Below are 13,200 nucleotides of genomic sequence, written 5' to 3'. Positions count from 1 at the left end.
ACATTCAAATATTAGGACTGCTGATCGCTAAAATCGCATCAAACTAGGCGTAAACCGACGAGAATGTCGAGACCTTAGCTAGGTTTACAACAACGTTTGGGGTGGTTTTAGCATCAGCCCTTTGGGGCAGGGCTATTTTTTGCCAATACATGGCGAAATTATCTAACCTGGAATGACTAGGCGTCAAAAATTTCACTGCGTATTGTCTAAAAAATAGCCACTGCCAGTGCCACATTTGAGTGTTCAACAGACCCTACATTCCAATCTATCTTAAAAGCTGGTCACCATAAAGTTAAGCGTGGCTCGGTGACAAAAACATCATCATTTGTACCCGTCATTTATCTTAACGTTGAGTGCTTTTTATAGTGTTAGTGACGATAATCCCTACGCCTTGCAATGATTTATCTGGCTAAAGCGAAAAATTCCTCATATTAGGCTTGAAATTTATGGTCATCACCTTTATCAAGCAGCTATTGAAGCGCATTTAAAAAAGAATGAACAAAAACAGTTAGGCCATTAATAAAAGCACAATGATCAGCCCTTGGTCGGTTTGTTGTGCCTTAAAACCAACCATTATATTAATAATCCTAAGGAGCTACCATGAGCGAGCAGAATACGAACCAAGAATCTCTTGAGCAAAATGTGTCACATGACAATATTGACCACGATGAGAGCATTTTAGAAGAAACCTTGAAAGAGTTTGATCCACAGAATAACTCAGGTGAAGAGATGACGATCGAAAATGACATCAATCTTGACACTTTTAAAGCCCGTATCGCTGAGTTAGAAGGTGAAGTAAAGCAAGCTAAAGAAGGCACCGCCCGTGCCAATGCTGAAGCTTATAACGCGCAAAAACGTATGGAACAAGAAGCGGATAAAAGCAAAAAATTCGCCCTACAGAAATTTGCCAAAGAGCTATTGGACATCGTTGATAATTTAGAGCGTGCCATGGAAAACGCTGATGCCAATGACCCAGTCGCTGAAGGCGTTCAATTAACGCACAAAGCGCTATTAGCACTACTAACCAAAAATGGCGTAGAAGTCGTTGAACCTCAAGGTGAGAAATTCAACGCTGACTTTCATGAAGCGGTAGGCATTGATCCAGACGCCGAAGCAGATACCGTCGGTACGGTACTACAAAAAGGCTATAGCTTGAATGGTCGTCTGTTGCGCCCAGCGATGGTTCGTGTCGGTCAATAATATTTGAGCCGATATCGTCTGAAGTAGTAACGCTTTAAGTCATCGGTTTATTATATAAGTGGTGAACAATCAGTTTTTAATTGTGCTAAACCTCATTATTAGTAAGGGTTTTCACAAAAAGTCACACAAAAGACAGTTTTTGCGTGGCTTTTGACTTGAAAAAATTAATAAGTAAACCGATATATAGCAACAAGTGACCGACTATGGTCTGAACATATAAGTATTTATATTGAAAATAAATTAGGAGCATTTGATTATGGGTAAAGTAATTGGTATTGATTTAGGTACAACGAACTCATGTGTAGCAGTAATGGAAGGTGACAAAGTCAAAGTCATCGAAAATGCTGAAGGTACGCGTACCACACCATCGATCGTCGCTTATAAAGACGACGAAATTTTGGTTGGTCAGTCAGCCAAGCGTCAAGCCGTCACCAACCCAAACAACACCTTGTTTGCGATTAAGCGTCTGATCGGTCGTCGTTTTGATGACAAAGTCGTGCAAAAAGACATCGGCATGGTACCTTACAAAATCGCCAAAGCAGACAACGGCGATGCATGGGTAGAAGTTAACGGCAAAAAATTAGCACCACCACAGGTTTCTGCTGAAATCTTGAAAAAAATGAAAAAAACAGCAGAAGATTATCTTGGTGAAAGCGTGACTGAAGCAGTCGTAACTGTACCTGCTTACTTCAATGACTCACAGCGTCAAGCCACTAAAGATGCGGGTAAAATCGCTGGTCTTGATGTAAAACGTATCATCAACGAGCCAACCGCTGCTGCACTTGCCTATGGCATGGACAAAAAGCAAGGCGATAGTACTGTTGCTGTATATGACTTGGGTGGTGGTACCTTTGACGTATCAATCATCGAAATCGCTGACGTTGATGGCGAGCAGCAGTTCGAAGTACTAGCAACCAACGGTGATACATTCCTTGGTGGCGAAGATTTTGACTCAGCATTGATTGACTTCTTAGTAGACGAATTCAAAAAAGACCAAGACGTCAACCTAAAAGGTGACTCATTGGCAATGCAGCGTCTAAAAGAAGCGGCAGAAAAAGCGAAAATTGAATTATCAAGTGCCCAAAGCACCGAAGTAAACTTGCCGTATATCACTGCCGATAGCAATGGTCCTAAGCATTTGGTTGTGACCATCAGCCGCTCAAAACTAGAGAGCTTAACGGAAGCGCTAGTACAACGTACCATGGGCCCTTGTAAAATTGCCCTTGAAGATGCTGGCATAAAAATTGGCGACATCGATGATGTTATCTTGGTTGGTGGTCAGACTCGTATGCCACTGGTACAGCAAAAAGTACAAGAATTCTTCGGTCAAGAGCCACGTAAAGACGTGAACCCTGACGAAGCAGTAGCAGCTGGTGCAGCCATTCAAGGCGCGGTATTGTCTGGTGAAAAAACGGACGTATTGCTACTTGATGTGACGCCATTGACCCTTGGTATCGAAACGATGGGCGGTGTCATGACGCCAGTTATCGAGAAAAACACCATGATTCCTACTAAGAAATCACAGGTATTCTCAACCGCTGAAGACAACCAGCCAGCTGTAACCATTCAGGTATATCAAGGTGAGCGCAAAATCGCTAACCAAAACAAACAGCTTGGTCGTTTTGATTTGACGGACATTCCACCAGCACCACGTGGTCTACCACAAATTGAAGTGTCTTTTGATATCAACGCTGACGGTATCATGAACATCTCAGCAACGGATAAAGGTACTGGTAAAGCGCAAAGTATCCAGATCAAAGCGGATTCTGGCTTGTCGGACGAAGAAGTTGAACAAATGGTTCGTGATGCAGAAGCCAATGCTGCTGAAGATGAGAAATTCGCTAACCTAGCGCAAGTACGCAACGAAGCAGATGGTCGCATCCATGCCGTACAAAAAGCGCTGAAAGAAGCCGCAGATAAAGTGACTGATGAAGAAAAATCAACAGTAGAAACGGCTATCACTGAGCTTGAAACAGCGGCTAAAGAAGATGACCATGATGACATCAAAGCCAAGCTTGAAGCATTAGACAATGCTTTCTTACCAATCAGCCAAAAAATCTACGCTGATGCAGGTGCTGGCGCTGAAGGTATGGATCCAAGCCAATTCCAAGAAGGTGCGGATGCTGCTGGTGGCAACCAAGCTGATGACGACGTGGTTGACGCTGAGTTTACTGAAGTAGACGAAGATAAGAAGTAGCACCAAATCCAAAAATGCGATTAGCTGCGTCAAACTCGCTTAGTCTACTCAATGTAGTACTTACGCTTGTTTTCCTTGCTACTCAAGTTTTTGAAAATGGTAGAATCGATAAGCAGTTAAATTAAAAAACGCATCCTTCGGGGTGCGTTTTTTTATGGCTATAATTTCTGTTAGTAGGGTCTGTTGAACATTCAAATATCAGCAATACAGTCGCGTTTTTAGGATGTTTTGACTATATGGCTGATTTAGGGTTTAAACGCACTCACAGTCAGTAATTCATAAGTCAAATTAACGCAAGACTGACCATCTTCGTTTTGTGCAGAAAAATGCTGCCAATAATCTGACTCAAATTGTTGTAAACGCGCTTTCGTCCATCTGAAAGGTTGTGTGTTCCTTGACGATACTTGCGTTTGACTGGTTGAGACACCCGTCAGTTTCATATGCTTCAACACAGCATAAGGGTTGATAAATGGTAAGTCGAAACGCTCAATTGAAAGCTCGATATGCTCGAAATCAGCATTCGTCAATGCTGACTGCCACTCAGTGATATCTGGGTAATCAAGGCCTTGACCAGTTAGCGCTTTAATTTGCAAAAAATTATTGGGCGTAAAGGTGCTGAAGAGGAGTTGACCTCCAGTCTGTAGACGCTGTGCTGATTGCGTGACAAAATTCAACGGATTATCAAACCACTGCACTGCATTGGCACTGACTATCAAGCTGTGTATTCCTTCCAAGTCCATGGTTTCAGCATCGCCAATCGCTATGTCAGCCGTTGGTAAAATTGATTGCAAGGTAGCCGCTTGTTCAGCGCACAATTCATTGATCAGCCAATGCTGGCTTTGGACATGTTCAGCCAGTAGTCGTGTCATTTGACCTGTGCCCGCACCAATTTCTAATACGCTGCTTTGTTTGGTATGAGCAATATTTTCTAGTAAATACTGACAGACTGTCTGCTGAATACTGGCATGCTGGTCATAGTCGCTGGCACTGGCAAAATGGCGAGCGATGGTTTGTTTTCTAGCGCTAAAACTATCAGGTGTAACGAGTATTTCCATAGATCTTATTACATCCAATTGAGCCAATTATCAATCGATATAGTCATTCCACTATAAAAATATTACTGCGTTAACCTCGCTTGAAGTATTAAATATACATCTACGTTCGGTTGCCTTGTACTACTTTTAAATTGAATCGACTATAGTAGGACCATTGTCCTTGCTAGATAGTGGAATTATAACTGTTGTATTAGCCGTTCACAGTCTTCGTTGGTTAGTTTGGCATTCATGACTAAGCGAATACGCGCGGTGTTTGCAGGAACGGTGGGTGGTCTGATGGGCAATGCGTAAAACCCTGCTGCCTGTAACTGTTTTGCTTTAGCAAGCGCACACGCATTGTCGCCTAATATATAGGGGATAATAGGTGAATCATAGCTTATATTTTGAGCAGTTGGCGATGTGCGGTGTTGTTGGTCGATGGCTCGACTAAGCTTGATAGAGATCTGTGCCAGATGTGTGCGTTGGTGGGTCAAGTTTGGCATTTTTGCTAAAATAAATCGGGTCCAAGCGTGATTGATCGGTGGCAATGCAGTACTAAAAATTAGTGGGCGCATCGTATTAATCAGCCATTGTTTGACGGCCTCATCACACATGATATAAGCACCCATTGAAGCAAATGCTTTACCAAAGGTACCGACCAAATAATCAATATCCGCCAACGTGTGTGTTTCTTCCGCCAATCCTAGACCTGTATCGCCAAGCACTCCAACAGCATGTGCTTCATCGACATACAGCTCAATACGAGCATCCCTGGATTTGAGTTGTATTAACTGAAGTAAGTCAGCACGGTCACCATCCATACTAAATATACTCTCGGTGACAATAATGATGCGTTCAACCGTCTCGTCTGCTTGTTCAATAAACTTGGCCAAATGCTCATAATCGTTGTGACGGTAACGACGATAGGTGACAAGTTTGCTTTGGCTTAGCCGCATCCCATCAATAATACTGGCATGCACCAGTTTGTCAGCCAAAATGAGTGTTTTGACTGGTAGCGCCGTCAGAGCTGGCAGGATACCAATATTGGCATGATAGCCACTATTGAATACCAGCACAGATTTTGGGGTAGATAGGCCTTGTTCACCTATGGCAGCTTGATACCACGCTTGCAACTCAGACTCTAGTGCTTGCAACTGGGTATCGTTGCCGGTGAGTAACCGCGAGGAAGTCGCACTCATCTTTGGTCGTTGTGCCGCTGGTAACCGATCTATTTGCTTGAGAAACTCGCCTTGCAACTCTGTATCGCTACCCAAACCTAAATAGTCATTACTGGCGATATTCAGCAGTGTTTTACCTTGGCTCACCACATAACGTCCTTGATGTTCTAAGCTTGGTAAACTGCGGTATTGCTGCTGAGACTTCATATGCGTCAATGATTCTTGCAGTTGCACCACGATAGAACTTGTCATATTGATGTCTTCCTTTATCTTATTTTTGACTTTTTAGCATTCATTGACTGCCTGATAAGTAGGAAGTATTGCACAAATCGGCTACTTGTAACAAAAAATTTCATATCTCGACCTTTGTAACCCATAGGCTGACAAACGCTTGCAAATCTTAACTCTGATGCCATCAAACACAGACAGACTGTATGAAATACTTTGTTACTATATATTCATCGTTAGCAAGCAGGGCGATGAGGCTTAGAAAGCCATTAAGAATAACTTGCTTGCCCATATAAGTTAAAGGAGCTAATAATGAAAACTCTACAAAAAACTCTATTTGCACTAGCAGCTGGTTCTTTACTAACGGTCAGTGCACAAGCAGCCGTCTCTTATGGTAACGGTTATACCGGTCAGCCATACGTTGGTGTTAAAGTCGGTCAATTCGATCTAGACGTCGATAATGCTGATGATCCAACGGCCTATGGTGTATACGGTGGCTATAACTTCGATCCTAACTTCGGTGTTGAAGCAGAATATGTCGGTTCAGATGATGCTGATTACAGAAACGGTGATCTCGATGCCAAGACTTATGGCGCTTACGGTACTTACCGCTATGCTTTCCCAAACACGGGACTATACGCTAAAGGCAAACTTGGTGTCGCCAAAACTGAAGTAGAAGGTGACTATACTGTTGGTCCAGTTAGAGTGTCAAACTCTACTAGTGACACAGGTATCGCTGGTGGTGTCGGTCTTGGATATTCAGTAAACCCTGACTTCGGTGTTGAGGCTGAATACTCAATGATGGACAGTGATGTCGATGCTAAGTTGTTAACCGTTGGCGCACATCTTAAGTTCTAAATCTCAGATAGTTTCATGATAAAAGCAAGAAATGGTCAGTCTACTGGTCGTTTCTTACCCCAATAATTCATATAAAAGCAATTAAAAAAAGACGATATTAGGAGAACACAATGAAAATTCTACAAAAAACATTACTTGCACTAGCCGCTGGTTCTTTAGTAAGCATGGGTGCACAAGCAGCCGTTTCTTATGGCAACGGTTATACTGGGCAGCCGTACATCGGTGCTAAAGTCGGTCAGTTTGACGTAGACGTAGATGGCGCTGATGATCCAACCGCTTATGGTGTATACGGTGGCTATAATTTCGATCCTAACTTCGGTGTCGAAGCAGAATATGTCGGCTCAGACGACGCAGATTATCGCGGCGGTGATATCGATGCTAAGAGCTATGGCGCATACGGTACTTACCGCTACCAGTTCCCAAATACTGGCTTATACGCCAAAGGTAAACTAGGGGTCGCTAAAACTGAGATAGAAGGTGACTTCACCCGCAATATCGGTAACACTGAAGTCAGAACTGAGACTTATTCAGAAAGTGATACCAGTCTTGCTGGTGGTGTAGGCCTTGGTTATTCGGTGAATCCTAACTTCAGCGTCGAAGCTGAATACGACAAGCTAGGTAGCGATGCTGATCTTATGACAGTTGGTGCACAGCTAAAATTCTAAATGATTGCTAGTTAATTATAGAATAAGAAACGATCGCTTCGGCGGTCGTTTTTTTTGTACGAAAAAAACACGCTGCAAGTCACTAAAAAAGAATGCATTAAAAACAATCTTCTGCTAGAATCTCGAATTCAACAATAGTTCAGCTAACTTATATGCCCTGTTATGTTTACTCAGGCTACATTTTAGTTTTATTTAACAGGAATATAGATGAATACTTTACAAAAATCTTTGATCGCATTATCAATGGGTTCTTTATTAAGTGTGAGTGCGCAAGCGGCAGTTAACTATGCTGGTCAGCCGTACGTTGGTATTAAGGCTGGTAAATTTTTAGTAGATACTGACGATTTAGACGATCCCACTGCTTATGGTATTTATGCTGGTTATAACTTTGATCCTAACTTTGGTGCTGAAGTTGAGTATGTAGGCTCTAGTGATACTGACATTGAGACAGGTACTAGTGCTATTAAAGCTGAGTATGACCTTAAAACTTATGGTGCCTATGGTACCTACCGTTATCAATTCCCTAATACGGGTCTATACGCCAAAGGCAAACTAGGTTTTGCTAAAGCTGAGATTAATGTTTCTGCTAGTACTTCAGGATATTCTGATAGCGATAGTGATAGTGACAGCGGTGTCGCTGGTGGTATTGGTTTAGGTTATAACGTCAATCCTAACATGAGTATTGAAGCTGAATATGATTATGTTGCTGAAGACACTACCTTATTAACTGTTGGTGCACATTATAAGTTCTAATATGAATTTATAACTTTAACTTTGATATTTTCAAAGTTGAATCAGTTAAATAAAAAAACGATCACGGATGTGGTCGTTTTTTTTGGTTGAGGCATTTACAAATACTCATTAGGATTTTTCCTCCACTCGGCAAAGTCAGCAGTATATTAATGATTTTTAAGACATTATTAACCTAAAAATGTGCTACATTGAAAGCTAGAATGACAAAGACAGGGAATATATCAATGATTGAGATGCTCTGGATGATTGAACCGTGGCATTGGCTGGTATTAGGCTTTGTGCTACTGATTGTCGAGATGTTTGTTCCGACATTTGCCAGCCTTTGGTTTGGTGCTGCTGCTATTATCGTCGCGGCACTGTCGTGGCTATTACCTATCTCGTTAGCCGTCCAAATTGTTATTTGGCTGGTACTTTCTGCGGTGTTTCTATTGGCATGGTTTAAGTTTATTAAGCCTCTGTCAGTGGATCGTACCAAGGCAGGGCTAGGCGGCAGCGTCATTATCGGTGAGACTGGTATGATTATCGTACCGCCGCAGCCTGAAAGAGCGGGCATGGTACGGTTTAGTGTGCCTATCGTGGGAGCGGCTGAATGGATGTGCCGCACGAAAGGGGAACAAGTGGCGGTCGGTGATCGGGTGATCGTGACAGATATCGTTGGTAATGAATTGGTCGTTAGTAGTATGAAATCGCAGGCAGCGATAAATAAAAGTGTGCAAGTATAATAATAGGGGTGAAATATGGAAAGTTTCAATATCGTAATGGTGGTCTTGATCGCGCTGGTGGTGTTTACCGTATTTAAAGGTGTTCGGATCGTACCGCAGGGGTATAAGTGGGTCGTGCAGCGTCTTGGTAAATATAGCCAAACACTAGAACCAGGGCTAAACCTCATTATTCCTTATGTTGACGATGTGTCTTATAAAGTGACGACCAAAGACATCGTGCTCGATATTCCTTCTCAAGAAGTTATTACGAGAGATAACGTCGTTATTATAGCGAACGCTGTCGCTTATATTAATATCGTTCGTCCTGATAAGGCGGTATATGGTATCGAAGATTATGAATACGGTATTCGTAATCTGGTACAAACATCGCTACGTTCAATCATCGGTGAGATGGATCTGGATAGCGCATTATCTAGCCGCGACGAGATCAAGGCCAAACTCAAGCATGCCATCTCAGAAGATATTTCTGATTGGGGTATCACGCTAAAAACAGTAGAGATTCAAGATATCAACCCGTCAGCGACCATGCAGACAGCGATGGAAGAGCAGGCAGCTGCTGAACGTCAACGCCGTGCGACAGTGACGCGTGCTGATGGTCAAAAGCAAGCCGCTATCTTAGAGGCAGATGGGCGTTTGGAAGCCTCACGTCGTGATGCAGAGGCACAAGTGGTGCTTGCCAAAGGGTCAGAAGAGTCTATTCGTTTGATTACCAATGCCATGGGCACTGAAGAGATGCCGATTGTTTACTTACTGGGTGAGCAATATATCAAGGCGATTCGTGAGCTGGCTGAGTCTGATAACGCAAAAATGGTGGTATTACCTGCTGATATCCTCAGTACAGTGAAAGGTATGGTGGGTGATAAGCTGAAGGTTTAAGCAATGGTGCTTTGATTACATGTACTTTGATCACATGTTCTTTGATCACATAGCTACAACTTATAAAAATAGCCAGTGAGTATGCGAAGCACTGGCTATTTTTTTGACTTAAATTTGATCATACTATTTTTGCTGGTTTTTCAAGCGCGAAACATGAAACACCTTTTCTCACATAATAAAAATACTGATACAAGGAAAAAACAATGACCAAGCAAAATCCAGATATTAAAATAATCTCAATAGAGAATTTCCCTCAAGGCAGCCCATTACCTTATACCGTGCTTGATGCGACCCATATTAATGCCGCCTATCCTGAGCAAAAATTAGAGATTCGTAGTGGCGGCTACGGCTCAGACGCAGCGGCACATCCAACCAATGCCAATCAGTTTTATGTACTTACTGATCGAGGTCCCAATGCTGATTTTGATGGGATTGCGGGTAAAGGTAAGCAGTTTTTAGTGCCGAATTATACACCGTCTATCGGGCTATTTGAGTTACATGAGGACGGCAAAATTATCAAGGTAAAAGAGATAGTGCTAAAAGACAGCAATGGCAATCCTATCTCTGGGCTACCAAATCCAAAAGCATTGGGCGGGACTAATGAGGTGCCCTATGATATCGATGGTCAGCCGATAACCATGAATCCTAACTTGCCTTTTGATGCAGTGAGTAATCCTATCAAGACTGATATCAATGGTTTAGACCCCGAAGGACTCGCTGCACTTCCAGACGGAAGTTTTTGGATTAGTGATGAGTATGGTCCACATCTCGTCCACTATGACGCGGATGGGTTAGAGATTGAGCGTATCAACCCATTTGCTAGTGATGAGCGTAACAATGTGATGATTGATGGCACGCCAATTTTATTACCGATGGAGTTTACCAAGCGCCGCGCCAATCGTGGCATGGAAGCATTAACGATTACGCCAAATCAAATCACGCTGGTAGGCATCATAGAATCGTCAATGGACAATCCTGACAAATCAGGGCGCGGTTCTAGCGTGACACGGGTTATTACCATTAACCTAAAATCTGGCCAGATCGCTCAATACTTATATCGTCTTGATGTAGCGGAGCATGTGGTGTCAGGGTTAGTCGCGCTCAGCGATCATGAATTTTATCTCATTGAACATGATCGTAAATTTCCACTCCAAGATGAGTCGGCAAAAAAATATATTTATAAAATTAACCTCTCTCAGGCAACAGACATAGAAACCATTAGTACTGCCAACCAGCTAAAGGCGATTAAACAAGATGAGCATGTTGGTCTAACCGTCGAAGGAAAAACACTTGAGCAGCTTATTGCAGCTGATGAAGATAACTGGCAGGTACTTGAAAACATCAATATTATGCCCGTTAAGAAAACCTTAGTCGTCGATGTACTTGCTACTCTAGATTATCCACATGACAAACTTGAAGGTCTGTGGCTACGCCAAGATGGCTCACTTGGGTTGCTAAACGATGATGACTTTTCTATCACAGATTCAGCGATGATAGATACGGACATAGTAGGGCGGGATAATAAGAAACCAAAAAGCACCGTTGAACATAAATATCTCGATAAAGAAAAAACCATCATAGATGCCAATAGACTGTACATCGTCATGCCTATTGAGTAGTGATAGGTGGCGGATGGTAAGTCGCCGCATTTATCATAAAAAAGACCTCAAGCGAGGTCTTTTTTATTGCTAATAATTAACTCAAAAGCCAGTCTATAGTCAGTAAAAAGTAATATCTATACATGATGCACTGCTGATATCAATTTTCCTTGCTTGCTGTGCCTGCGCAGACAGAGGCTACAAAAAACCGATATCAGCAATACCGTCGCGTCTTTAGGATATTTTGACTATAGTTAGATGACTTTAGAAAAGCGATTTTGATGCTTCTTTGCCAAGTACTCGTCAAATACCATGGCGACGTTGCGACCGAGTAGGCGACCTTTTGGTAAGACCCGAATCCCAGCGGCATCCATATCGATGAGCTTGTCATCTTGCATCTCGCCCAATTGCTGAATCTCATCAATGAAGTAAGTAATCGCATCGACACCGAATTTCTGATTCACATCTTTAAAGTCGATATAGTCGTGGCAGAGCAAATTCATAATGACATATTCACGTAAGCGATCTTTAATCGACGTTTTAATCACTTTTACCGCTGGCATGATAGTAGGGTTGTTTTTCGACGCAGCGATATTGGCCTGATACGCTTGTAAATCAGTATCATTCTGCAAAATATAACGGGTATTGGCATTGGCAATTTGACTGATAGAGGAGACACCAAAGCCTAGCAAGTCGCAGTCACCCATAATGGTGTAACCTTGGAAATTACGATGCAGTTTGCCCTCGCGCTGCGCCACCGCTAGCTCGTCATCAGGCTTGGCAAAGTGATCAATACCAATGTATTGATAGCCCGCTTCGGTCAGTGTGTTGATGGTATTGCCGAGCATGGCAAGCTTAGCCGCTGGGTCTGGCAGGTCTGCTTCTTTTATTTGACGCTGGGCTTTAAAGCGTTCTGGCAAATGAGCGTAGTTAAATACCGACAGACGATCTGGTGACATCTCAATGATGCGGCGTACGGTTTTATCCAAGGTTGCAGGTGTTTGATGCGGCAGACCATAAATCAGGTCAATATTGATAGAACGGAAACCAAGCTCGCGTGCCTCAGTGAGCACATTCTCGATCATTTCTGCTGAATGCACACGATTGACAGCGATTTGTACTGTTTCGTCCAAGTCTTGCACACCTAAGCTGACGCGGTTAAAACCAAGATTGCGTAGCGTTTTTAACGTCTCGTCACCCAGCTCACGGGGATCAATCTCAATAGAGTAGTCGCCCTCACCTTCGGGTAAAAATTCAAACTGGGTCTGCAAAAAATCCCACAGTTGACCCATCTCTTCATCACTTAAAAACGTCGGCGTGCCTCCACCTAAATGGAGCTGCTTAACGAGTGGTTTACTGCTGCCCTCTGGTGCAGATAATAAACGGCGCTTGTGGCTAATTTCAGTGATTAAGTACTGCAAATAATCGCCTGAGTCGCTATTTTTTTTGGTGATAATTTTATTGCAGGCACAGTAATAGCAGAGATGGCGACAGAATGGGATATGGAAATAGAGCGATAATGGCGCACGGGCTTCGCGATTTTGGAGAATGGTTGTTTCAATGCCATCAGCGATTGGTGAAAACTCTAATGCCGTTGGATAAGAGGTATAGCGTGGCCCTGAACGATTGTATTTATTGATAATCGATTCATCAAATGTAGGTAGCTGCTTGGTCATAATACTGCCGCGCGTACTGGCGTAAGGGTTGTCTGGCTGCATGACAGGGCGTACCGTGGTGGGTTGCTCTCCTGCACGATTATAAGGCTGCTGGGTGTTTGTTTCAGAGTGTTCTGTCATGTGGCATTCCTTTTTGATGCTGTTTGCGCCTATTAAAGCAACCTTATCCACTGGTGATAATAGATAACGTATCAGCGTCTTTTAGCGATAGTAGT

At 42.9% G+C, this 13,200-nt stretch carries 11 protein-coding genes; 8 read left to right on the top strand and 3 right to left on the bottom strand.

Features of this window, described 5'->3' with window-relative positions; translation table 11 throughout:
• Positions 1–600 precede the first annotated feature (600 nt).
• Both grpE and dnaK read left to right on the top strand, forming a co-directional pair.
• Positions 601–1,200 (top strand): nucleotide exchange factor GrpE, encoded by a 600-nt coding sequence (gene grpE / locus ACTQ9T_RS06305; RefSeq protein ID WP_189583952.1) that lies wholly within the window; start codon positions 601–603, stop codon positions 1,198–1,200.
• Positions 1,201–1,456: 256 nt separating this feature from the next.
• Entirely contained in the window at positions 1,457–3,397 is a 1,941-nt protein-coding gene (dnaK, locus tag ACTQ9T_RS06300; protein WP_194620492.1) for a molecular chaperone DnaK, read from the top strand.
• Positions 3,398–3,642: 245 nt separating this feature from the next.
• On the opposite strand, the gene ACTQ9T_RS06295 is transcribed toward dnaK, so the two are convergent.
• On the bottom strand, positions 3,643–4,452 hold the full coding sequence (locus ACTQ9T_RS06295) for a methyltransferase domain-containing protein (RefSeq protein ID WP_440464496.1): 810 nt from the start codon (positions 4,450–4,452) through the stop codon (positions 3,643–3,645).
• A 176-nt stretch (positions 4,453–4,628) separates the two neighbouring features.
• A complete protein-coding gene (locus tag ACTQ9T_RS06290) occupies positions 4,629–5,861 on the bottom strand; it encodes an 8-amino-7-oxononanoate synthase (protein ID WP_440464495.1) in 1,233 nt (410 codons plus the stop codon).
• Positions 5,862–6,149: 288 nt separating this feature from the next.
• Here ACTQ9T_RS06290 and ACTQ9T_RS06285 point away from each other — a divergent pair, with 288 nt between their 5' ends.
• The 6 genes from ACTQ9T_RS06285 (at position 6,150) to ACTQ9T_RS06260 (ending at position 11,330) form a co-directional block, all read left to right on the top strand.
• On the top strand, positions 6,150–6,695 hold the full coding sequence (locus ACTQ9T_RS06285; protein WP_010197225.1) for a porin family protein: 546 nt from the start codon (positions 6,150–6,152) through the stop codon (positions 6,693–6,695).
• Between the two features lie 110 nt (positions 6,696–6,805).
• Positions 6,806–7,360: a porin family protein gene (locus ACTQ9T_RS06280; protein WP_201592803.1), complete on the top strand. Its 555-nt coding sequence runs from the start codon at positions 6,806–6,808 to the stop codon at positions 7,358–7,360.
• A 207-nt stretch (positions 7,361–7,567) separates the two neighbouring features.
• Positions 7,568–8,113, top strand: a complete 546-nt coding sequence (locus ACTQ9T_RS06275; RefSeq protein ID WP_440464494.1) for a porin family protein — start codon at positions 7,568–7,570, stop codon at positions 8,111–8,113.
• A 224-nt stretch (positions 8,114–8,337) separates the two neighbouring features.
• Complete coding sequence (locus tag ACTQ9T_RS06270; RefSeq protein WP_440464493.1) at positions 8,338–8,835, top strand: NfeD family protein; 498 nt, start codon at positions 8,338–8,340, stop codon at positions 8,833–8,835.
• 15 nt (positions 8,836–8,850) lie between these two features.
• Positions 8,851–9,711 carry an SPFH domain-containing protein gene (locus ACTQ9T_RS06265; RefSeq protein ID WP_440464492.1) on the top strand — a complete coding sequence of 287 codons (861 nt, stop codon included), beginning with the start codon at positions 8,851–8,853 and terminating at the stop codon, positions 9,709–9,711.
• A gap of 203 nt (positions 9,712–9,914) precedes the next feature.
• Entirely contained in the window at positions 9,915–11,330 is a 1,416-nt protein-coding gene (locus ACTQ9T_RS06260) for an esterase-like activity of phytase family protein (protein ID WP_440464491.1), read from the top strand.
• 233 nt (positions 11,331–11,563) lie between these two features.
• Here ACTQ9T_RS06260 and hemN read toward each other — a convergent pair whose 3' ends face one another.
• Positions 11,564–13,105, bottom strand: a complete 1,542-nt coding sequence (gene hemN, locus ACTQ9T_RS06255) for an oxygen-independent coproporphyrinogen III oxidase (protein ID WP_440464490.1) — start codon at positions 13,103–13,105, stop codon at positions 11,564–11,566.
• Positions 13,106–13,200: the final 95 nt, after the last annotated feature.

The sequence above is a fragment of the Psychrobacter sp. ASPA161_6 genome, assembly GCF_051970285.1.
In the GTDB taxonomy this organism is placed as follows: domain Bacteria; phylum Pseudomonadota; class Gammaproteobacteria; order Pseudomonadales; family Moraxellaceae; genus Psychrobacter; species Psychrobacter glaciei.
This window is presented reverse-complemented; position numbering and strand designations above follow the sequence as displayed.